Source organism: Candidatus Poriferisodalis sp. (genome assembly GCF_965214215.1).
Lineage (GTDB): Bacteria > Actinomycetota > Acidimicrobiia > Acidimicrobiales > Poriferisodalaceae > Poriferisodalis.
Genome location: NZ_CBDCBD010000003.1, coordinates 2,981,268 through 3,002,164, shown reverse-complemented (window position 1 = coordinate 3,002,164; position 20,897 = coordinate 2,981,268). Strand labels below are relative to the sequence as shown.

General features: G+C 64.6%; 24 protein-coding genes. 6 read left to right on the top strand and 18 right to left on the bottom strand.

The window, feature by feature from the left end; translation table 11 throughout:
• Together ACOOF5_RS15815 and ACOOF5_RS15810 are read right to left on the bottom strand one after the other, a co-directional pair.
• Positions 1 to 803 (bottom strand): cytochrome P450 (locus tag ACOOF5_RS15815; protein WP_420440858.1); only part of this gene is annotated, 803 nt, incomplete at its 3' end.
• Positions 804 to 828: 25 nt separating this feature from the next.
• The gene (locus ACOOF5_RS15810; RefSeq protein WP_420440856.1) at positions 829 to 1,929 is read right to left on the bottom strand and encodes a Rieske 2Fe-2S domain-containing protein; all 1,101 of its coding nucleotides are present in this window, start codon (positions 1,927 to 1,929) and stop codon (positions 829 to 831) included.
• A 113-nt stretch (positions 1,930 to 2,042) separates the two neighbouring features.
• Here ACOOF5_RS15810 and ACOOF5_RS15805 point away from each other — a divergent pair, with 113 nt between their 5' ends.
• Positions 2,043 to 2,834, top strand: coding sequence for a helix-turn-helix domain-containing protein (locus tag ACOOF5_RS15805; RefSeq protein ID WP_420440854.1), 792 nt, complete (start codon positions 2,043 to 2,045; stop codon positions 2,832 to 2,834).
• A 31-nt stretch (positions 2,835 to 2,865) separates the two neighbouring features.
• Here ACOOF5_RS15805 and ACOOF5_RS15800 read toward each other — a convergent pair whose 3' ends face one another.
• Positions 2,866 to 3,786 carry a VOC family protein gene (locus ACOOF5_RS15800; protein ID WP_420440852.1) on the bottom strand — a complete coding sequence of 307 codons (921 nt, stop codon included), beginning with the start codon at positions 3,784 to 3,786 and terminating at the stop codon, positions 2,866 to 2,868.
• 210 nt (positions 3,787 to 3,996) lie between these two features.
• Between ACOOF5_RS15800 and ACOOF5_RS15795 the strand changes: the two genes are divergently transcribed.
• The gene (locus ACOOF5_RS15795; protein WP_420440850.1) at positions 3,997 to 5,664 is read left to right on the top strand and encodes an ABC transporter substrate-binding protein; all 1,668 of its coding nucleotides are present in this window, start codon (positions 3,997 to 3,999) and stop codon (positions 5,662 to 5,664) included.
• Between the two features lie 132 nt (positions 5,665 to 5,796).
• On the opposite strand, the gene ACOOF5_RS15790 is transcribed toward ACOOF5_RS15795, so the two are convergent.
• The 5 genes from ACOOF5_RS15790 to ACOOF5_RS15770 form a co-directional block, all read right to left on the bottom strand.
• Complete coding sequence (locus ACOOF5_RS15790) at positions 5,797 to 7,032, bottom strand: cytochrome P450 (protein ID WP_420440848.1); 1,236 nt, start codon at positions 7,030 to 7,032, stop codon at positions 5,797 to 5,799.
• Positions 7,029 to 8,261 (bottom strand): cytochrome P450, encoded by a 1,233-nt coding sequence (locus ACOOF5_RS15785; protein ID WP_420440846.1) that lies wholly within the window; start codon positions 8,259 to 8,261, stop codon positions 7,029 to 7,031. Before ACOOF5_RS15785 ends, ACOOF5_RS15790 begins: the two co-directional genes overlap by 4 nt.
• Before the next feature lie 162 nt (positions 8,262 to 8,423).
• Positions 8,424 to 10,037, bottom strand: coding sequence for a flavin-containing monooxygenase (locus tag ACOOF5_RS15780; RefSeq protein WP_420440844.1), 1,614 nt, complete (start codon positions 10,035 to 10,037; stop codon positions 8,424 to 8,426).
• 161 nt (positions 10,038 to 10,198) lie between these two features.
• Complete coding sequence (locus ACOOF5_RS15775; RefSeq protein ID WP_420440842.1) at positions 10,199 to 10,459, bottom strand: DUF4160 domain-containing protein; 261 nt, start codon at positions 10,457 to 10,459, stop codon at positions 10,199 to 10,201.
• A gap of 18 nt (positions 10,460 to 10,477) precedes the next feature.
• Positions 10,478 to 10,780: a DUF2442 domain-containing protein gene (locus ACOOF5_RS15770; RefSeq protein ID WP_420440841.1), complete on the bottom strand. Its 303-nt coding sequence runs from the start codon at positions 10,778 to 10,780 to the stop codon at positions 10,478 to 10,480.
• A 347-nt stretch (positions 10,781 to 11,127) separates the two neighbouring features.
• Here ACOOF5_RS15770 and ACOOF5_RS15765 point away from each other — a divergent pair, with 347 nt between their 5' ends.
• The 3 genes from ACOOF5_RS15765 (at position 11,128) to ACOOF5_RS15755 (ending at position 13,431) form a co-directional block, all read left to right on the top strand.
• Positions 11,128 to 11,325 (top strand): hypothetical protein, encoded by a 198-nt coding sequence (locus tag ACOOF5_RS15765; RefSeq protein ID WP_420440839.1) that lies wholly within the window; start codon positions 11,128 to 11,130, stop codon positions 11,323 to 11,325.
• Positions 11,326 to 11,479: 154 nt separating this feature from the next.
• A complete protein-coding gene (gene udp, locus ACOOF5_RS15760) occupies positions 11,480 to 12,271 on the top strand; it encodes a uridine phosphorylase (protein WP_420440837.1) in 792 nt (263 codons plus the stop codon).
• Positions 12,268 to 13,431: an enolase C-terminal domain-like protein gene (locus ACOOF5_RS15755; protein WP_420440835.1), complete on the top strand. Its 1,164-nt coding sequence runs from the start codon at positions 12,268 to 12,270 to the stop codon at positions 13,429 to 13,431. Before udp ends, ACOOF5_RS15755 begins: the two co-directional genes overlap by 4 nt.
• Positions 13,432 to 13,450: 19 nt before the next feature.
• Here ACOOF5_RS15755 and ACOOF5_RS15750 read toward each other — a convergent pair whose 3' ends face one another.
• The 6 genes from ACOOF5_RS15750 to ACOOF5_RS15725 all read right to left on the bottom strand — a co-directional run bounded on the left by ACOOF5_RS15750 (position 13,451) and on the right by ACOOF5_RS15725 (position 17,269).
• Positions 13,451 to 14,236: a hypothetical protein gene (locus ACOOF5_RS15750; protein ID WP_420440833.1), complete on the bottom strand. Its 786-nt coding sequence runs from the start codon at positions 14,234 to 14,236 to the stop codon at positions 13,451 to 13,453.
• Positions 14,237 to 14,254: 18 nt separating this feature from the next.
• The gene (locus ACOOF5_RS15745) at positions 14,255 to 14,623 is read right to left on the bottom strand and encodes a hypothetical protein (protein ID WP_420440831.1); all 369 of its coding nucleotides are present in this window, start codon (positions 14,621 to 14,623) and stop codon (positions 14,255 to 14,257) included.
• A gap of 250 nt (positions 14,624 to 14,873) precedes the next feature.
• A complete protein-coding gene (locus ACOOF5_RS15740; RefSeq protein ID WP_420440829.1) occupies positions 14,874 to 15,434 on the bottom strand; it encodes a helix-turn-helix transcriptional regulator in 561 nt (186 codons plus the stop codon).
• A 521-nt stretch (positions 15,435 to 15,955) separates the two neighbouring features.
• Positions 15,956 to 16,618: a nucleotidyl transferase AbiEii/AbiGii toxin family protein gene (locus ACOOF5_RS15735; protein ID WP_420440827.1), complete on the bottom strand. Its 663-nt coding sequence runs from the start codon at positions 16,616 to 16,618 to the stop codon at positions 15,956 to 15,958.
• Positions 16,619 to 16,622: 4 nt separating this feature from the next.
• Positions 16,623 to 16,934: a transcriptional regulator gene (locus ACOOF5_RS15730; protein ID WP_420440825.1), complete on the bottom strand. Its 312-nt coding sequence runs from the start codon at positions 16,932 to 16,934 to the stop codon at positions 16,623 to 16,625.
• 62 nt (positions 16,935 to 16,996) lie between these two features.
• A complete protein-coding gene (locus ACOOF5_RS15725) occupies positions 16,997 to 17,269 on the bottom strand; it encodes an NAD(P)-dependent oxidoreductase (RefSeq protein ID WP_420440823.1) in 273 nt (90 codons plus the stop codon).
• A 59-nt stretch (positions 17,270 to 17,328) separates the two neighbouring features.
• Between ACOOF5_RS15725 and ACOOF5_RS15720 the strand changes: the two genes are divergently transcribed.
• Entirely contained in the window at positions 17,329 to 17,601 is a 273-nt protein-coding gene (locus ACOOF5_RS15720; protein WP_420440821.1) for a ribbon-helix-helix protein, CopG family, read from the top strand.
• 42 nt (positions 17,602 to 17,643) lie between these two features.
• On the opposite strand, the gene ACOOF5_RS15715 is transcribed toward ACOOF5_RS15720, so the two are convergent.
• Genes ACOOF5_RS15715 through ACOOF5_RS15700 form a run of 4 tightly spaced genes read right to left on the bottom strand, consistent with a single transcriptional unit; the run spans position 17,644 to position 20,819 of the window.
• Positions 17,644 to 18,309, bottom strand: a complete 666-nt coding sequence (locus tag ACOOF5_RS15715) for a maleylpyruvate isomerase N-terminal domain-containing protein (RefSeq protein WP_420440819.1) — start codon at positions 18,307 to 18,309, stop codon at positions 17,644 to 17,646.
• Positions 18,306 to 19,034, bottom strand: coding sequence for a hypothetical protein (locus tag ACOOF5_RS15710; RefSeq protein ID WP_420440817.1), 729 nt, complete (start codon positions 19,032 to 19,034; stop codon positions 18,306 to 18,308). The genes ACOOF5_RS15715 and ACOOF5_RS15710 overlap by 4 nt, the downstream gene beginning before the upstream one ends.
• A complete protein-coding gene (locus tag ACOOF5_RS15705) occupies positions 19,031 to 20,380 on the bottom strand; it encodes an LLM class flavin-dependent oxidoreductase (protein ID WP_420440815.1) in 1,350 nt (449 codons plus the stop codon). Before ACOOF5_RS15705 ends, ACOOF5_RS15710 begins: the two co-directional genes overlap by 4 nt.
• A gap of 22 nt (positions 20,381 to 20,402) precedes the next feature.
• Positions 20,403 to 20,819 (bottom strand): ester cyclase, encoded by a 417-nt coding sequence (locus ACOOF5_RS15700; protein WP_420440813.1) that lies wholly within the window; start codon positions 20,817 to 20,819, stop codon positions 20,403 to 20,405.
• Positions 20,820 to 20,897 lie beyond the last annotated feature (78 nt).

The following is a 20,897-nucleotide window of genomic DNA, read 5'->3' as shown; positions in this document are numbered from 1 at the left end:
ACCGCCGCCGGAATCAGTGACCGGTCGTTCTTGACCTTGTCGAACTGGTCGGGGTTGCGTCCGAACTGGTACAGCAGGTGACCGGCACCAAGAATGGTGGTGTCGAGACTCGGAATGATGTAGTCGAAGACCAGCTTGCGGGCTTCGCTCAGATCAATCTTGCCTTCGTCGGCAGCCCGGAAGAGGCCCGCAGCCCACCCCTGCGGCGGCAGGTCGGCTGGGTCGAGGTCACGCACGTATCGGCCGGCCTCCATCACGCCCGGCAGCCCTGTGCGGGCCCGCTCGTTCATCGGCCCCAGCGCGTTGAAGGCGGCGCCTGCCCATTCGAGCATCCGAGCTCGTCCATCGGGAGGCAAGCCGATGAGCACGGAAATGAGACTCACAGGCAGGTAACGAGAGAAATCGGACATGCCGTCGAAACTTTCCAGGGCGAGCAATCGCTCGACCAACTCGTCCGAGAGTTGCTGCACTCGCTCTCGAATGTCGCGCACGGCTCTGGGCATCATGGGCTTCATCAGGGCGGAGCGCAGGCGTCGGTGCTCATCTCCATCGCTCACCAGTGTGTTGGTATTGCCGCTGTTGTTGAGGGCGTCGTTCATGGCCACCCCCTTGCCTGACAGCAGAATCGATTCGGCACGGAGCGCAGCGCGGACATCTTCGAAACGGGAGATTGCCCACATGTCGTAGGGCTCGAGCCAGACGACAGCGCCGACGTTGCGAACCTGTTCGTACAACGGATACGGGTCGGCGATGGCTTCGTCGCTGAACAGGTCGATGTCGATGCTGGGCGATTTTGCAGTCATGGTTTCGGCTCAGTCCCGTGTGGGCTCAGTCCTCGGCGGCTGTTGTCTGCGTGAGTCCGTACTCGGCTTCGACCCAGCCCAGCACGATTCGTCGGAAGAGCAGGCCGGCCTTGTCGCCGCCGATCACTAGCTCCTGGTAGTCGAAATTGTCGTTGTCCAGCACCTTCTGCATGTGGTTGACGGCCCACGCGTCTTCGTCGAACCCATGCTTGATGGTCGGGGCCATGAACTCGTAGTAGGCGTCGTTGTCCACTCCAAAATCGTTGGAGATCGACCACCAGTAGTGGGTGGTCGTGCTCGACTCGGGAGTGACGTAGTGCATGATGTACTGGCTGAAGATCTCGCGGTCTTCCGCGTCGGGATCACCCACCTTGATCGGGGCGTAGCCCTTGAACACCCCCGGCGAGATTGCGAGCCCGCCGTCCCAGCGCTCGGCGGGGCGCCCCGCTATTCGTTCTTGGATGTCGGGCGGCAGGGCCCCAGTGGCGCGCGCGGGGTTGTTGTCGACGCGGTAGCAGGTCACGCCCTCGGGTGTTTCCTCGACGGTGGTCGGCAGCTCGAGGAACGAGTCATCGAATCCGAAGGAGTCCCGATGCAGGTAGGAGAAATGGGTCAAGTCGTTCAGGTTCTCCTGCATCAGCAGGTAGCTGCCCTCGAGGTGGTGGCTGTTGTGGAACGTCCGGAATCCGGGTTCGGCGAGGAAGGGAAGGTCGGGAAGTCGCGAGAAGTCGGGCTCGTCTTGGTCGCCCATCCAGATGAACACGAATGGGCCCTGCTCCACGGTCGGGTAGGTGCGGAGCTTGCGATCGGGGCAGCGTTTCTGGCTGGGGATGCGGACGATCGTCCCCTCGGGGTCGTAGCGGATTCCGTGGTAACGACACACCAACTCGTCACCCTCTAGGTGGCCCTCGGCGAGGGGGAATGAGCGGTGCAGGCACCGGTTCTGTGCTGCAACCAGGCGCCCATCGAGCGTTCGGTAGAACACGATCGAACGCTCGAGCAGGGTTCTCGCCTTGGGCGTACGGTCGAATTCTTCGCAGAGCCCCGCGACGTACCAGTGGTCATAAAGGAGAGGGAGTCGCACGTAGTCGCGGACGTTTCGAATGCTGTCGGCAAACTGACTCATCGTTCCTCAGCTCTCGGGACGGATGACGCGAATATTTCGTCATCATGGCAGAATCTCGACATTCCGCGCTTGTAGCGCATCGAGAGATCCCATTTTGAAAGAAGCCCTACCCAATGTCTTCCCTCACTCCCGAGATCGGACGCGAACTCGATCGTCTCGTCGTCGGCTTCCAGGCCATCGCCCTGCCCCGGTGGCGCGCCACCATGGCGGAGCTCGGCGACCCGCTCCCCGCGTATCTCGCACCCGTCACCGGACACCTCGCCGAGGTCTTCTTTGAGGGCCGCTGGCGGCCTGAGCTCACGCGGCTGCGCCACCGATACCTCGAAGACTTCGTCATCGAGGGCTCGAACGACAAGCTCGCAAACGAGCCGTGGCTCGACGATGACTGGAAACCGGCCGGGGTGTTCCGCGAGGCGCTGCTGGGCAACCTTCGGACTCGAGCCGAGCTCGCGGCCGAGACCTGGGGAACCTCCGGCTTCGGGGTGGCGCGAGACGGTGCCGCCCAGAGCTTCTCCGCTGCGACCTCACCGCTGTGCGCGCTCTACCAACCGGTGCCGCTGCCGCCCGATCCGGCCCAGGAGCTTCATCACCTTCTCACCTACGCGCGCTACGTGCGAACCGATGCTCACGCGGCGGCGTGGGAGGAAGCCAGTCTGACCAATTTCGACATGGTCGCGCTCGAGGAGTCCGAGCGGGGCCTGGAGCTCAAGTCGCTGCCGCCGACGCTGGTGGAGCGTGGTTGGCTCGACGATGACGGCGCGATGACCCCCGAAGGTGTCGCCGGGCGAGCCGCGATTGAAGATCGCACCAACGAACTGCACAGTGTTCCGCTCTGCGCCGTCGAGGATCTCGACGCGTTCCTTGACGCCCTGCGAGCGCTCGCAACCCCGGTCGGGACCTCGTAGCCAGGCCAGTACGGGTTGGTGACGGGCGGTCTCAGTTCGCCATCATCGTTTCGATGATCTCGCCGATGTCGGTCGGTCTGAGCGCGTCGGGAGTGGGTGGGCCCCAGATGTACAGGGCCTTGTCGGGCTCCCAGTCGCGGGCCATCCATTCGGCGTCGTCGACGATCTGGTCGATGTCGGAGAAGTACTCGACGAAGTTGCCGGCGGGGTCCTTGAAATACCAGAACAGGTTGCTGCCGAGGAAGTGGCGCCCGAGACCCCACGCGTGGCGCTCCAGGTTGTCGGTGAGCAGGTTGCGAGCCGCGTGGCCAATGGCGTCCATGTCGTCCATCTGCCAGGCGAGGTGATGGATCACTGCGCCGGGAGCCTGGGCGAGGGCGAAGTTGTGATGGTCGGTCGAGGTACGCCAGAACGCGAGATTGCCCGGCACTCGATCCGAGAGCTTGGCGCCGATGATGTCACCTAGGAACTTGCCCGTCGCCTCGATGTCGGGCGACGACATGGCGATGTGGCCGAGTTTGCGCGGACGGGGCGTGGCTTCGACAAACAGTGTGTCGGGGCGAGCGTTGAGGCGGGGGGAGTACCCCGCCTGGTTCATCGGTGTCTGCTCGACGGGGTCGAGTTCGACCTGGGGCATGACCTTCACGCGGATGAGCAGCCCGGTGACCGGTTCGACGATCTCGATCGCGTCGCCGAGGTCGACATAGTCGTGACCGGCGGCGGTCGCGGCGTGACGTATGCGATCGAGGTCGTCGTCATCGTCGCAGCCGAGCGTGGTGTCGACGATCTGTCGCCACTTGCGCTCCACGATCGACAGCTGCGCGCCACCGTGGGTCGAGGAGAACGTCGTTCCCGACTCGTCGGCTTCGAGGCCGAAATCCTCGTAGAAGGGTGTCATCGCTGCGACGTCGGTGACGCCGAGGGTGATTCCGTGCATTCCGTGCAGAGCCATGGGGATCTCGTTTTCTGCCGGAACCGGTCTCGCCCGGCGATGTTCGCAACCGTAGCAATAATTTCGCAAAAGAAGAGCAGTAGCGAATATGATACGTTCGCGTCACTCCGGCCTCGAGCTGCCGAAGCAGGACTGAGGCCGATGCAGGCGATGAACACCAGACCGACACCCGGATGACGATCCGGAACACGATCCCAATGAGGGGGAGAAATGCGCGTACCTAAGTGGTTGGCACTCGTCTTGGCGCTGGCACTGTTCGCCGCCGCCTGCGGCGGCGATGACGACGGCTCGATCGAAGACGATTCCGGCAGCAGTCCGTCGACGACCGCTGCCGACAGATCGGACGACGACAGCTCGGACAGCGACTCGGCATCGAGTGGCGACGAAGTCTCCGACGACGCCGACGCCGACGCCGATGACGACGCCGACGCCGACGCCGGCGAGGACGCTGCACCTGCTGGTCCAAGCGGCGAGCTTCGCTACGGCACACCGCTGGCTGCTGCGACTTTTGATCCCCATCTCGAGAACCGTGATTTCGGCATGCTGTTCTACTCGCCGATCTACGACGGTTTGGTGAACGAGTTGCCCGACAACTCGCTCGTGCCCGGCTTGGCCACCGAGTGGGAGATCTCCCCGACCGAGGCCCGATTCACCTTGCGTGAGGGGGTGACCTTCCACGACGGGACACCGTTCAATGCGGATGCCGTGAAGTGGAATATCGAGAAGGCCAAGGCGACACCCGGCGCAACCGGAGCGCTGCTCCTCGGCATCGAGAGTGTCGAGGTCGTGTCGCCCACCGAGGTCGTGTTCAACATGACCGGCCCCGACCGCGACCTCCTTCTCAACCTGGCTCGCTTCCCCGGGCTCATGATGAGCCCCAACGTGGATCCCGAAGCCATCGCGGCTGGAAGCGTCAGCGCAGGCACCGGCCCCTACCAGCTCGTCTCGCGGAACGAGAGCGAGATCGTGATGGAGGTCAACCCCAACTCCTGGAGCCCCGAGGATCAGGGTGTCGAGCGGATCACGTTCATCCAGATCACCGACGATGAAGCCCGTTTCAACGCGCTCGTCACCGGCGAAGTCGACGTCGCTCCTGTCCGGGTCTTCCAGATTCAGGACACGTTGGCTGCTGGGTACGAGGTCGCGCATCTCGCCAACAACCACTCGATACTGCACTTCCATGACATCGGCGGCAATCTCGTCCCCGAATTCGCCGACGTGCGAGTCCGACAGGCGATCGCCCATCTCATCAACCGAGAGGGCTGGGGTGCGTCGGTGACCCGCGGCATTGGCCAGCCGGCGAACCAAGTATTCCCCGAGGGTTCGCCATGGCACATCGAAGGCTACGAGGGCTTCCCGTACGATCCTGAGCGGGCTGCCGAGTTGCTCGCAGAGGCCGGGGTCACCGACCTCACGTTCGAGGTGCCGAGTTGGGGCATCTTCAACGTCATGCATCAAGCCGCATCTGCGATGCTCGCCGAGGGTGGCATCACGATGAACATTCGCGACGTGCCTCCCGGAGCGAACATCTCTGACGTCGCCGCCCAGCAGGTGGGGGCATCGCTGACGTTCATCTCCACCATCCACGCTGACCAGACGTTCGGCATCTTCCTCTCGCCCCCGACGCTCTGGAACCCATGGCATGTTCCGGTTCCGTCGGTCATCGGCCCGTACCAGCAGGCCGTGGGTGCCGCCACAGACTCCGATGCCGACGCGGCCTATCGTGCGATGCTCCACGAGGCGTACGACCTTGCGTGGATCGTCCCGATCTACCGGAACGAAAACTCGATGGGGTACGACGACGACAAGTTCGACATCGAGCTGTGGGAGAACGTCACCATCGGCATGGGCATCCGCGGCCTCAGGGTGAACTTGTAGCCGTCAGATTGGTTCAGATCAGCGCGTTCTGGACGGGCTGACCGAGCAGGAGCCCGCCACGCCACGGTGCTCCGATTCTCAGCCGCCAGCAGTCGTTGATGTGGCGATCGATGATGCTGCCCGCGAGCCGGTTCACACCGCTACTGGGTAGGAGAGGAAACCCCTGTGGCGAGCGCGGGGTCGGCGCATGGGCTGGGCTGCTGGACGCAGGTCTCCGAAGCGAACAAGGCGCTGAAGGGCGACGCGGGCTTCCAGTCGAGCCAGCGCTGCTCCCAGGCAGAGGTGCGGCCCATGTCCGAATGCGAGGTGAGGGTTGGGATTGCGAGTGATGTCGAAGCGATCCGGCTCTTGCCAGGCGGCGGCGTCGCGGTTGGCGGCGCCGTTGGACACCCACACGAAGGTGTTCGCCGGCACCGTCGTATCCCGCAAGGTGACATCTTCGAGCGCTAGGCGTCCGCCGATCTGGTTGGGACTGTCGAATCGGAGCATCTCCTCGACTGCCGAGGGCACCAGATCCGGGCGCTCGTGCAGCAGTTCGAGCTGGTCGGGATGGCGGAACAATGCGTCCATGCCGCTCCCGATCAGGTTCGAGGTGGTCTCGTGTCCAGCGTTCAGCAGGAATGCAGCGTTGTGCAACAACTCCACTTCGGTAAGGGCCTGGCCGTCTTCCTCGGCGCTGACGAGGATCGACATCAGATCGTCGCCCGGTTCGCGGCGGCGCCGGTCAGCAAGCTCACCGAGGTAGCCCTTGAAGTCCTTGACTGCGGCATTGGCCCGATCGATGACCTCCTGGGAAGGATTCGGCTCCAGCGACGCGGTCACCGACGCTCCCCAAGTCTTGAATCGCTCACGGTCGTCGGTGGGGACGCCGAGCATCTGCCCGATCACGGTGAGGGGCAAGAGATAGGCGAAGTCGCCGATGAGGTCCATCTCGCCGTCGACGAGGGCGTCGGAGAGCAGCTCGTCGACGGCTTGCTCGACCTTCGGCTCCCATGACGCCAGCGCACGCGTCCGGAATGCGTGGGCTACCAGACCCCGCACGCGGGGATGGTCGGGCGGGTCGAGGAACACCATCACGTTGGCATGGTGCTCGTAGATCGGAGCGTCGGGCCCGAACACGCCGCTCAGCGGGGCCTTCTTGTCCGAGCTCATCGCCCGTCCGTTGAGCACCGACGCCACCTCGTCGTAGCAGGTCACGAAGAAGCTGCCGTCGCTGTTGCGGTGGATGGGCGACTCTGAGCGCAGGCGCGCGTAGGTCGGGAACGGGTAGTCGAGGAAGCGGGCGTCGAGGTCGTTCAAATCGAAGCTTGCGGGGTCCGCGGCCCACTGGGGGTACTCGTCCAGGTCGTGATAGTTCCGCACGGTCATGGGGTGTCCTGCCGGTTGCGGGTGAGCCAGAGCTGTCGGGGGCCGCGGAAGGAGATGATGGGCGGGTAGTCGAGCTGCTGGTCGTCGAGCCGGAGGTCGGGTGCCCGTCGAATGAGCTCCTCGAATGCGAGGCGGGCCTCAAGACGGGCCAGCGGGGCGCCGAGGCAGTAGTGAATGCCCTTGCCGAAGGAGAGATGGCGGCGTGCGCCTGAGCGGTGGATGTCGAAGCGGTCCGGGTCGTCGAACTCGGCAGCGTCGCGGTTGGACGAACCGAGCAGTACCAGCACTCTGGCCCCCTCAGGGATCACGGCTCCCTCGCCGAGGTCGATATCGGTACGTGCCTTCCGCCGCCACGCGTTGACGCTGGAGTCGAAGCGGAGGGCTTCCTCGACAGCGTTGGGGATCAGCGACGGGTCGGCACAGACCTCGGCCCACTGGTCGGGGTGCTCTGCCAGGAGCCGCATTGCATTGGCCAACAGGTTGGTGGTGGTCTCGTGGCCGGCGATCCCGAGCCCCATGACGACGCTGGTGATCTCGGTCTCGCTGATCGCCTCGTGGTCGGCATCGCGGATGTCGAGCAGGGCTGAGGTGAAGTCGTCGGCCCGGTCGACTTTGCGACGCTGCACATGTTCCGAGCAGTACTGCCACAGCGCCGCCATGTTCTGCGCCACGCGTAGCTGCTCGCTCTCGTCAGGGTGCCCGAACATGATGGTCAGCCGGTCCCCGCCCCACCCCTTGACCATGTCGGCGTCGGAGCTGGGGAAGCCCACCAGCTCGAAGATCACGTTGATCGGCAGCGGGTAGGCCAGACCGGCGACCCAGTCGAACCGATCCTCGGCCAGCATGTCGTCGAGCAGGTTCGTGGCGATCTCACGGATGACCGGCTCGAGGTTCGCGACTCGGCGGGTCGAGAACGCGGTCATGTTGTGCCGGCGAATCCGGGCGTGCTCGGGCGGGTCCAGATTTGTCATGACCGGCGTGTAGCCGAACCCCTCGGCGAGGACCTTGCCGGCCTCTGGGCAGAACGGCAGCAGCGGATCCTGGGAGTTCGAGGCCGAGAACTGTTCGGTGTCCGACATCACCATCGACGCGTCCCGGTAGCGCGTGACCACCCACATGTCGAGTTCGTCGCTGTAGAAGGCCGGGGTCTCCTCACGCACCGAAGCGAAGGTCGGGTACGGATCGGCGAGGTATTCCGCCGAGAACGGATGAAACGGACACGTCGACATCACTGGGCCCCTCGTGCACACTATGCGCCTCGCCCGCTCGCAAGTTGAACGAGCGCGCAAGGTCGGCGCAACGTGGGGTCCGGCAGCCGCAGCCGCAGCCGCAGCCGCTGGCGCAGCCGCTGGCGGTGGCGCAGGCGCTGGCGGTGCACGCGGCGGGACCCCTCAGGCCATGGCGAGGCCGGGGTAGCCGTTCGCAGCGAGCTCGGTGACCTTGGCGGTGTAGCGGGTGGCTCCGCCGAAGTAGGCCTGGTAGCGGACCTTGCCTTCCTCGTGGCCGGCGACATTGGAGTTGTAGCCGGTGAACCAGCCCTTGCTGCGCCGGAACAGCAGCCGTTCGTGGAACCGCTTCACCTCGTCCACCCATTCCTGCTCGGCTTCGGGCTGCGCTTCCACCCGGCTGTATCCGTGCTCGCGTACGTATTCGAGCAATCCCGTCACCCAGTCGACGCCGCCTTCGATGGCCCGCGGGAAGTTGGTGGAGCCCGACACGCTCTGGGGTCCGGCCACCATCAACATGTTGGGGAAGCCGTGTGAGAGCAGGCCGCAGTAGGTGCTGGGGCCGTCACGCCATTTCTCGCCGAGCGTGGTGCCGTCGACTCCGCGGATGTCCACCCGGTCGAATGCCCCGGTGATGGCGTCGAAGCCGGTGGCATAGACGATCAGATCCAGGTCGTGATGGCGGTCGGTCGTCTGGATGCCGCTTGCGGTCACGCGCTCGATGGGTGTCCGCGACAGGTCCACCAGCTCGACATGGGGGTTGTTGTAGGCCTCGAAGTAGTCGGTTTCCAGCGGCAGCCGCTGCAGTCCGAAGCCGTGGTCTTTGGGGATGAGCTTTTCCGCCACGGCAGGGTCGTTGACTCGTTGGCGGATCCGCTCGGCGATGTACTCCGACATCTCCCGGTTCGCGGCCTCGTCCACGAAGATCTCGGCGAAGTTGCCCGCCAGGATGGCGAAACCCGACCGGGTGTACAGCTCGTCCCACAGCTCTCGGCGCTCGGCAGCGGTCATGTCCCAGAATCCCCAGCGGGGCACATGCTCGAAGCCTTGGGGCGAGGCAGCGCAGTTGGCGAAGATCTCGTCGTAGCGATCGCGGATCTCGTCCATCTCTGTCTCGGAGATGGGGGAGTTGTTCAGCGGGGTGCTCCAATTGGGGCGGCGCTGGAACACCTTGAGCTCGGCGACCTTGTCTGCGATCTCGCCGATCACCTGGATGCCGGTAGCCCCGGTGCCGATGACGCCGACGCGTTTGCCGGCCAGCTCCACGGGCTCTTTGGGCCAGAAGAAGGTGTGAAACGAGGGGCCTTCGAATTCGTCCATGCCGGGATAGGAGGGCAGGGTCGGCGCCGACAGCGGTCCGAGGCTGGTGACCACGAAGCGAGTGGTGTGGGTGTCGCCGTCGGCGAGCGAGAGGTGCCAGCGGCGCTCGCTCTCGTCCCACGCCATGCGTTCGACTCGCTTGCCGAAGCGCATGTGGCGACGCAGGTCGAACTTTTCGGCCACGTAGTTCAGGTAGCGCAGGTTCTCAGGCTGGGAGCTGAAGCGCTCCTTCCAGTGCCATTCGTCCAGCAGCTCTTTCGAGAACGAGTAGCCGTAGGTGTAGCTCTCGGAGTCGAACCGGCAGCCGGGGTAGCGGTTGCGGTACCAGGTGCCGCCGAGGTCGTCCTCGGCTTCGAGCACCACGGCGTCGATGCCGAGGTCCACCAAGCGCTTGATCTGGTAGATGCCCGACACCCCAGCACCCAGCACCACCACTTCGCTCTGGCGAGATTCGCTCACAGCTGCCCCTTCAATCGCCCGCCCCGCAGTATGGCGGCGCCGACTTCAACTGTGCTTACCGAGCGCTACCGATTTGACCGTCCGAGTCGACGAGCAGCAGTGACGGCAAATTTCAAGTCTGACGCCAAGTCATCCAACGATTGGAGCGAGCTTGCCTGCGTTCAGTCCAGCGGATCGATCTTCGCTGGGGTCTCGCCTCGGTTGAGTCGCTGCCATGACTCGACAAGTTCGGTTTGGTGGGTCTTGGCCCATTCAGCTACGAGGCCTCGCGCGCGACGCGGCAGATTCCCACGTATCAACCGAAGGGTCGCTATTTCCACGAGCGCTGACCGGTCCGCGTAGACGGCATGAAAGTGAGGTGGCGCGTGATCGTTGCCGTACATACGAATGACGATCCCGTAGAAACGGCTGAGCTCGGCCATGACGAGACTGCGTTGAGCTCAGCCAGCCAACTCGGGCCACGGCTTCGGGTGGAGGTCTTCGAAGCACTTGCCGGTGAGATGCAAATACATAGCTGTGGGATCGAGTTCGAGTGTGTCGTCCTTGCCCCAAGCGATCGCGCCGTATGGCCGCAGATGCGCTGTCTTGAAGAAAGTCGCATCCGACCAGGCAGCGAATCTCCCTCGGGTTGACCACTGGGCGAGGTCCACGGTGCCGCTCACGCCATCGTCGAATCTGATCCACAGATTGTAGGGCTGCAGGGCCTCGACCTCGACAGCCTGCGGTGGCTGTGACTCGTCCATACCGAGAACTCTAGATACGTTCGAGGCCAGCATCGCCCCGGATTACGTCGCCATGTTCCTTCGCCCGTCGCCGCTCGGCTCGGTCGGCCTTGGCAGGGAGCGGACAAGCGACTCGACGGCACGTGGAATCAGCCAGCGGGTTAGCGTCAGCTGGCACGAATCTGCACAAGGGGGTAGCGAGCGATGGCGACGAGGATGTCGTTGTGGCGGCTTAACGACGACGGTTCGGCTGTCCCAGTGCCCGAAGCGAAGTTGGCGACTGAGGAGCAGATCGAGTCGGCGGTGGAGTCGGCGCCTGAGCTGCTTGGGATTGACGTACTGATAATCGGGCGTCAAACCCAGACGCCGTGAATCTCGATCGCGCTGGCCTCGCCGGCAATGTCCTGCTCGACGCTGCGGTGACCGGCCTGCCCACCGACTCCGTTGCAGTGCCACTCGGATTGGAACTGGTCGATCGCGCATGGCTGGGGGAGCGTGCGGGCCGGCTGCCCCGGGCTCTGGTCGATGCCATCGATGACGGACTGCGAGCCGTCCTAGGACTGTGACCATCGGCCAGAAGCCAACCTAAACACTTGCTCTGAAAGTTTAGGTAAGCGTCGTTTGCCTTACGTCTACGGTGCTTGCCGTGCTCCAGAACTTCGCAAGACCGGTCGTACTCCGTCCGCCACCCTGTCGACGACGGAGAAATAGGGTCGGGCGATGAGTGTTGAGCGGGTGATGCACCTTGGGGTGAGCGCCGCCGATCTGGACGGGGCCACGCTGGCCATCGTGCCGGGCGACCCGGCCCGGGTGGCGAGGATCGCCGAGACGATGGACGAGCCGGCGCACTTGGCCTCCGTCCGGGAGTTCACGACCTACCGGGCGTCGATCGACGGCCAGCCCGTAGCGGTCTGCTCGACCGGCGTCGGCGGACCGTCCACCTCGGTTGCGGTCGAGGAGCTGGCTCAGGTCGGTGTGCGGACGTTCCTGCGGGTCGGCACGACGGGGTCGATCCAGCCGGATCTGCTGATCGGTGACCTGGTCATCACCCAGGCCGCGGTTCGCCTCGACGGGGCGAGTCGGCACTTCGCTCCGCTGGAGTACCCGGCTGCCTCCTCGTTCGAGTGCACCCGGGCCCTGGTCGATGCCGCAATCGCCCTCGACGCTCCCCATCAGGTTGGGATCACAGCGTCGAGCGACACCTTCTACCCCGGCCAGGAGCGCTACGACACCGTGGCCGGGGATGTCGTCGGGTGGCTGCGGGGCAGCCTGGCCGAGTGGCGTCGCATCGGCGTGCTCAACTACGAGATGGAGTCGGCCACGCTGTTCACGATGTGCGCTGCCAACGGCTGGCGGGCCGGGTGCGTCGCCGGGGTGATCGCGCAGCGGACCGAGTCCGAAGCCGTCGTCGACGAAGGCCGCATCGCCAACACTGAGGAGCGGGCCGTTGGAGTGGTCGTCGAGGCCGCCCGCCGGCTGCTTCAACAGAAATCTCACCGAGGTGCACCATGAGCAAGATCAGCCGCATCGTCGTTCAGGCCTACACGTATCAACTCCCCGACGTCGGTCCCTCGATCTGGGCCTACTCGCCTGGGGCAGAGACGAGCGTCTCGAAGTTCATCGTGTCAATCGAGACCGACGACGGTCACACGGGAAGCTACGCACCCCACTACGGCGCAACCGAACACGCGATGGCACAGGTCTGCGATATGGCACCGCTGCTGATCGGCAGGGACCCAGAGCAGCGCGAACGGGTATTCGAACTCCTCAAAGTGCAGTTCCGGCACTTCGACAAGGTCGGCATCGCAGCTCTGGACACAGCCCTGTGGGATCTTGCGGGCAAGAAGTACGGCGCCTCCATCAGCCAGCTGCTGGGCGGGTACCGGGAACGGCTGCCGACATATGCGAGTACGACACCGGGCCAACAGACGCCCGGCGGCCTCGACAGCATCGAAAAGTACGCGGACTTCGCGGAGGAATGCCAGCAACGAGGTTTCCCCGCGTTCAAGATTCACGGCTTCTTCGACGGCGACGTGGACAACGAGATCGGCATCATGACAGCGGTTCGCGAGCGCGTCGGGTCCACGATGAAGCTGATGACAGACCCCGCGTCGTCCTTGGGGTCATTCATGGATGCCGTGGAAGTCGGTCGGGCTTGCGATGACCTGGGATTCCTGTGGTACGAAGACCCGTACCGCGATGCCTCTTCGAGCGCCGCCGCTCACCAGCGCCTACGAGATTTCATCCGCACACCGATGCTCATTGCCGAGCACATCCGAGGATTCGAGCAAAAGGCCGACTTCGTGCTCGCTCGTGGCACCGACATCATGCACGTCGATCCCGAGTTGGACGGCGGCATCACCGGCACGATGAAACTGGCCCACTTCTGCGACGCCATCGGCATGGAGGTACAGCTCCACACGGCCGGCCCGATGCACCGACACTGCATGTCGGCCATACCCAACACGCTCTTCTACGAACTCGGCTTGGTCAATCCCGACACGTCGCAGAACTGCCTGCAACCGCCGATCTACGCAGACGGTTACGGCGATGGCCTCGACGATGTGGGTGCTGACGGATGCGTCGCAGTGCCCACCGGCCCGGGGCTGGGAGTGGAGTACGACTGGGACAAGATCAACGCTTGGGAAACGGCCAGGCGCACGTTCGAGTAACCCGAGTCGCCCTGCCGTCTCAGTGACTCGGCTGTCGAGGGTGGGGCGTCGGGGGCTCGGTGCCGAGGTTTCGCCCGCCTGGCTCGGGCGCGCTGCCGGCGGGAGTGTGCTGGAACTCGCGGTTCACTCGGCGGACGGCTGGCGTGATGGCCACGGCGTAGCCGGCCAAAGCGAGGAGGACTCGGCGAGCTGGCAGCAGCACGAAGCAGATGGCCCACGCCGCGGCGAATCCGATGAGTCGTGGTTTCATCGCAGATACGCGCGCAGACGGCTTGTCGTCGGATCGGCCGAGTGGGAACCGCTTCGGCTTGATGAACCATCCATGGGCAAACAGCTGAGCGACGAAGTACGGCCAGAAGGCCTCTGGGGCGTCGAGTGGGGGATCGGAATCCCATGCGGCGTCGGTGTCGCTGGCTAGTCCGTCTTGGATGCGAGACCACATGTGCGACGCGGTGACTCGACCGGAGGCGCCACCACGGTTCTGATGAGTCGGGCGACACCGCCACCGGTACAGCACTCGTCGGTCCTCGGCGAGGGCCAGGATCCCGGCCTGGAAGATGCCGTTCGGGTGCGAGGACCAGTGTCGCTCCAATACTGCGGTATCGCCGATGTAGAGGTCGAATCGGTCCGCCGCACGGCAGTCTTCGAGGATCTCGTGGTGCGGGTCGCCGACCGCTTGGTATTCCAATTCCCATGAGGCCTGTGCTTCGCTCGCGAGACTCTGGGGCTCGCTGGTGACGGCGAAGATCTCGCCGCCCGCAGCCCGGATCTCCTCGACGACCCCCGACTTCCCAAAGCCGCGCAACTCGCGGCGGCACGGAGGTCACCACAAGCCGCGGTAGAACACCAAGACAACAAACTTGTGCTTGTCGAGCTGGGCATTGAGCCAACCGGTGCGCACCCCGATCGGCGGTTCGAGCAGCGGCGGGATCAGTGGATCGTCAACATCGGCGGCCGACACTCGAAAGCCTTCGGCGGATCGTTGGACCACTACCTGCTCACGGGCACAGACGTCGCCGTCGCACAGCACCAAGCCCAGTTCGAAGGATCCTTCTCGCGCTCGTGCCACGGTGTCTTCGGCGTCGATGATTCCGGTGATCTCGTAGTGCGACACCTGCGTTGCGTTAATCCACTCGAGAGCGGCCTTCGAAGCGGCCCGAAGCTCACCGGGGGTTTCTTCGCTCACGTTCATGGGTCGCAGTGCCTCGGATTTGTTGAGTCGAATCGACGTGGCGGTGGTCAGAGCCCGGTTTCAGCTTCGAGATCATCGCAAATCTGGTCCACGATCGAATGCTAGGTCTGAGTGGCCCGTGAGATCCCCGCCTCCTCGCTGGCGCCGAAGTCCAAGTCCGCTAAGAATCGCCTGTCTGGCGCGGAGCCTTGAAGGGCGGTGAGACCGCTGCCAGTCGAGCGGTCTTCTCGGCCCGAGTCCTTCGTATTGGTTAGCTGTCCACAAGAGCTCGAAGGTCCGAGCGTTCGGCGTCGTTGAGATGGGCTCGGTGGTGGCGGAGTTCGAGGCTGGCGTTAATGGCCGCTCGGACATGGTCTTCGGCAGCGTCGTTCAGGAGTGTGTTGAGGTTCTCTCGAAGCCAAGCTGCGACTTCGGCGCTGCGCCAGAGCCGGTAGCGGCTACGAGGGTCGGTGACGGGGGGCGGGAACCCGCCGGGTCCGCGCTCGCCAGCGATAAGAAGTCGCACGCTTTCGCGAGTTCGACCGGTGCGGGCTGCGATGTCGGCCATGGACACCAGTCCGGCATCTGCGAGACGAACCACGTTGATGCCTGCGATCGACTCGAGCTCGGCGACCGCAGACAGCACTGCGTATTGGAAGCTGTTGGCCTCGCGGTCGAAGTCGGCGTACTGAATGCCGTCGGCTCGGCCGATCAGGGCGTCATCGCAGCCGACCTCGTATACGTCGTCGATCAGTTCGTCTGATTGGAGGTCGGGGCCGTCGATGATCAGGGTGAAGGTGTGGGTGGTCATAGTCACGAGTCGTTGTCCCATTCGGGAGTGTGGATGCATCGGTCTCGTACCCGCCTGAGCTGGCGGGCGTGGTTGTCGGGGCTTCGTGGTGTCGACCAGATGGAGACCTGACAGCCTGATCGGCTGGATTCGGCGCAGCGAGCCACACCCCAACGGTGCCCCGACGCATTCGGTGCAACGGTCCAACCTGCGTCTTCGAGTTCGGCCAATGCGGCTTCGACCTCCTTCTTCGGATGCCGCGCCCTCGGCATGTTGACACCATACAACGTATATTGGATCCAGTCAACGGAGCCCGCGGAGTGTCAGACGCCGAGGATCTTGTCGGTGACGACGTAGCGGAGCGGCTCGCCGGTGAGCAGGCGGCGGCAGTTGTCGGCGATGGGCTCGAAGCGGCGCTAGTCCAGGACGGGGAGCGTCTGACAGACCCGGCCGTTCGTCGTCGGGGTTGTCGTCGTGGGGCTCCTCAGCTCGGCATGAAGGGATGGAGGACGGGAGAGTTGAGCATGAGATGCCTCGGCGGGATCTCATTTCTGGGCCATCTCCTATTCCTTCGAGGAATTCCCCGGGTCAGCTTGTGAGCGCGCTTCGTTGGCGGGGAGTTCAATGCGCCAATCGTGAACCCAATCACGCAGTCCCTCGTACTCCGAGTCGGTGATCGGGAAGGCCTGACGTGGATGGTGGTCGAATACTCCGAGCGCGTCGCGGAGGTGCTGGAGGCCGAAGCCTGGGTCCTTTTCCGCTGCGAACCTGTACAGGTCTGCGAGTTCGAAGCGAGCGGCGAGTGCGTGGATGTCGACGAAGTCGCGTGGCTCGGCGCGGCCGAACAACGCCAAGAGCTTGTCGCCGGCGAGATCTTCGACAGCCAGGAGTCGACCCTGTGCGGTGGGCACCGGCGGAAAGGCACGGCCGGAGATCCCGATATCTATGGACATCTCGTCATTTCCGTCGTCGACGTGGAGACGCACGAAGTCGGAGTTGGACCGCTCAGTGACGGCGCTCAGGCCATCACGCAGGAGCGCGTCGCGGGTGGCCTTCGCGAATATGCGGACATCGACAGCATCGGGGGAGAAGAAATCCAAGTCGGTGGTCGCACGATCGACGATGCCGTGCACGATGAGCGCTCCGCCGCCTGCCAGAGCCACTGTGCCTGCCTCGGGTAACTCCGCCACGATGCTGCGTACACGTTGCTGCAGGGCTGTGAGCACAGCGCTAGGCGATCAATTCGCGGTCGCGCAACCAGCGGTCCCACCGCTCCCGCACATGCGGCGAGAGCCACATTTCGTGCCACATCTCCACGAGAAGCCTGAGGTCGATGTAGCGGCGCACGTCGTCCGACGTGCCTTCGGTCATCACCAACTGGTACACGTACATGCGGTCACGACGGTCGTCGAGATCGAATTCGCCCTGACCGCTCCATGCGAGGCGCCTTGGCAGCATCACTCGTCCGCGTTCGGGCGCGACAGTGCCGTCAGCGAGATCATCGGGGATCTCGACGAGCCGAGTAAAGCGCGTTGCTGACACTGCACTCAAGTCTAAGAACGGGGCGGGTCGCCGATGGCAATTGCAGTTTGCGCAACCTGCGGTCAGAAGCCGAGGATCTTGTCGGTGACTACGTACTGGAGCGGTTCGCCGGTGAGCAGGCGGCGGCAGTTGTCGGCGATGAGCTCGTAGCGGCGCCGGTCGATATCGGGGCCGACCATTGCGACGTGCGGTGTGACGAGCACGTTGGGCATCGTCCAGATGCGGTGGTCGGGCCGCAGCGGTTCCTGGTCGAAGACGTCGAATGCAAAATGTGTATTACGATAAGCGCATGTGGAGTTCCACCGTTCCCCGAGGCGGTTGAACTCGTGATCCACGCCATGCACTTGCGATCCGTGTTCTGCGACCTGCTCGCGAAAGGGGACGACCCGTCACCATGACCACGCGCACGACCAAGGCCGGAAGGACCCTCACCGAGGCCGACCTCGATGCCATCGCCGACGAAGTCGAGTCGACCGAGTACGACGTAGAGGCGCTCAAGACTCGCAAGCGTGGCCGTCCTGCCATGGGTTCGGGTCCCGCTGATGTTGTACCGGTACGGATCGATCCTGAGCTGAAGGCGGCAATCGAAGACCGGGCCGAAGCGGATCACACCACCACCAGCGAGATCATCCGGGCGGCTCTCCGCGAATTCCTCGATGTCGCCTGACTCCGAGCGGGGGTGCCGCCTTGGGCGGGCACTCAGCCGTCGCTAGAGGACGGGGAAGACTGCGGTGTCGCCAGAGCGTTCGGCTCGGGTCAGGGCATAGAGGACGCTCCAGTCGCCGTTGAGGCCTCGGGCGATGTCGATGCAGATCTCGATGATGATGGCTGGGCCGAGCGGGTCGGTGTTCGGGCGGTTCTGGCCGGTGCTGACGGCGAGATCGTCGAGATGGAGAAGCACCTCGATCAGCCTGGTACGGCAGAAGTCGTCGAGGGTGAGGAGTCGGCCCCCCAACGCGGCGACGAGGCGGTCGACGGGTTCGTCGGCCAGCCGTGATTCCAGGTCGGCGACCAGTTGGCGGCACTTGTCCACGGTTGCTTGGTGCCCGATGGCCGACTCGGCGGCGGAGACGTCCTTGATCTGTTCGTGGACGGGGGAGTCGACCGCAGCGTGGAAGTAGGTGACTGCGGTGAGGAGGTCGCCGTCAGGGCCCCGGTCGGGTGAGGTGCGGTCGAGATAGGCGATCGTCGCGCCGGCAGCGCGTACGAGGTGGGCGCAGAGTGCTCCGACGGTCATGCCTTCGAGAGCCGAGGGCTGGTCCCACTGTTCGGCTGTGGCTGGGGTGTCGATGAGGTCGGCTGATCGGGCGACGGCTTCGACGACGAGGGCCCGGACGGCCGCTGAGTCGATCGACGGGTTGGCTGCTGACGTCATGGGTTGATCTCGATTCGTTTCATAGATGGCCCGTTGGCGTCGGTATCGCCCCAGTACTCGGGCAGGCGGAGATAGCCCACTCGGGGCAGTTCAACATTGAGGGCGATGCCTTGGCGGGTCTTGAGTCGTTGGATGGTGCGGATGTGGGTGAGCAGCTCGTAGAAGACCATCCACAGCGAGCCTTCGAGGTCGTAGCGGAGGTAGCCGGGCCGGTCCGGGTCGGCGCCCGCTCCCCGGGGGAGCGTGGTGATGACGTAGGACCAGAACTCGGTTCCCCGGATGCTGGTCGTGTCGGAGCGGAGTTGCTCGATCGTGTTCTCGCCTACCACCCGTTCCTGCCAGCCGATGCCGATCTCCATCTTCGCGATGAGGTCGGGGACCTCCCAGTAGAGGTCCTCATCGAGCATCCGGTCGTACTTCATGTTCGGTCCGAGATGGTGGTGTTCCCACACGACCGGTTCGGGTTCGTCGCCATCGGGCCAGAGCAGGTGGCTGCATCTGCGGTGGGTGAACACCAGTGCGTCCCACGCCATGTGGGAGACCTGACGGCGGATCGACCACCACATCCACTCCTTGTCCGGGCTTGTGTCGTCGAAGTCGAGTTGATCCCCCGAAAGGCCATCGGTCTCAGCTCGCACCCACCCGACAATGCGGCGGTAGGGCGGCATGGCTCCGACCGTCGGATCATCGGGCATCTCGACGATGTCATGGTCGACCACTGTCATCGGGGTCTCCTCCGGGGGTGGGTGGGGTGCAGGTGACGCTGGCCGGCGCCGAAGAAATTCTCCCGAAAGGTCGAGCCCTCGTAGCCGGTGCGGAACCGGCCACGCCTTTGGAGCTCGGGCACCAGCAAGTCGACCACTTGGGTGAACCCCCAGGGGACCGGCGCCGTCGTCACATTGAACCCGTCGACGTCGGTGGTCTCGATGAATGCCTCCATCTGATCGGCGACGCTGGCCGGCGAACCCACGAATCCCAGCCCGCCGGCAGTTTCCGAGAGCCGTCGGGCGACATCGCCGACAGTCCAGATTCGCTCGGGGTCTTCCAGCTTCCAGCGCTCGACCTGGGTGCGGATCGCGTTTGCCTCGATGTCATCGATCGGTGTGTCGGGCGGGTGACCGCCCAAGTCGATGCCTGTCCAGCCGCCGTACAGAGCGAGGTAGCCGTCGACGGAGAACAGCCGTGACCACTCGTCGCGCATCTCCCGGGCTTCGGCATCGGTCTCAGCAACCACGACCCGCGCTACCTGCAGGGCCCTGATCTGTTCGGGATCGCGGCCTGCCGCTGCGGCCCGTTCGCGCAGCGATGCCACCACTGCAGCACCGCGGTCGTTGCCCGGCACCGACATGAAGACGACCTCGCCCGTGTTCGCCGCGAACTCCACACCGCGTGCCGAGTTGCCCGCCTGATACAGCACGGGAGTGCGCTGGGGGGAGGGCTCGACCATGTGGGGGCCTTCGACAGTGAACCATTCGCCGGCGTGGTTGATCTCGTGCACTTTGGCCGGGTCGGTGAACGTGTCGGCCTCGGCATCGAGAACGACGGCGCCGTCTTCCCAGCTCTGCTCCCACAGCTTCAGGCAGACATCGACGTACTCGTCGGCCCGGTCGTAGCGGGCGTCGTGGGGCAGGATCTCGCCGAGCCCTTGACGCTCGGCATCTGACAGGTACGAGGTCACGATGTTCCAGCCGACACGGCCGCCGGTGAGGTGGTCGAGGGTCGAGAACAGCCGAGCCGTGTGGTACGGAGCGTGGTGGCTGGTCGACATGGTCACGGCGAAACCGAGGTGCTCGGTGCACGCCGCCAACGCGGGGATCAGCAGGGTGGGGTCGATGCCGGGAATCTGGACCGCGCCGCGCAAGCCAGCCTCGCGACTCGCCCCATAGACGTCGTAGGTGCCCAGCACGTCGGCGAAGAAGATCCCGTCGAAGCAGCCCCGCTCCAGAGTGCGCACGAGGTCCTGCCACCAGCGAAGCGTCCGGTACCCCCACGACGTCTCATCGGAAGGGTGCTTCCACATCCCCTTGATCTGATGGTTCGGAGATGCCTGGATGAAGGCGCTCAGATGCATCTCGCCGGCGGTTCCGGTGGTGTCAGGCCCAGCCGAGCTGTTGCAGTGCGACGACCGAGTGCCAGATCTTGGTCATGTGGGAGATCTTGTCGCCCTCGAAGCGCATGTCGTACACGTAGTCCGAGCTGACCGACTTGCCTGTCGGCGGCACCGGTCCGCCCTCGCCGGTGTGGGTGGCGTTGAACACGGCGTAAGCCAGGACGCTGTTGTGCTCTTCGTCGACGGCCCACGACTTCAGGTCGTACGAGCCGTCTTCGAGAATCGTCAGCGTGGCCTTCATCCACTCGGCGTACGAGCGCAGGTCGGTGATGTCGCCGATCGCTTCGGACTGAGCGGCGAAGGACGCGTCGGGCGTGCAGTACTGGGCACAACCGTCCCAGCCCTGACCGGTCTCGCACGCGTCGAAAAATGCGGCGGCCGTCTCGTTCATCTGTGACATCTGGTGTCCCCCTCAGTCGCAGGCTCTGTGGCCCAAGCGAAGCCTGTCAGACAGGGTCGGGCATGTCCATGCTGCGCT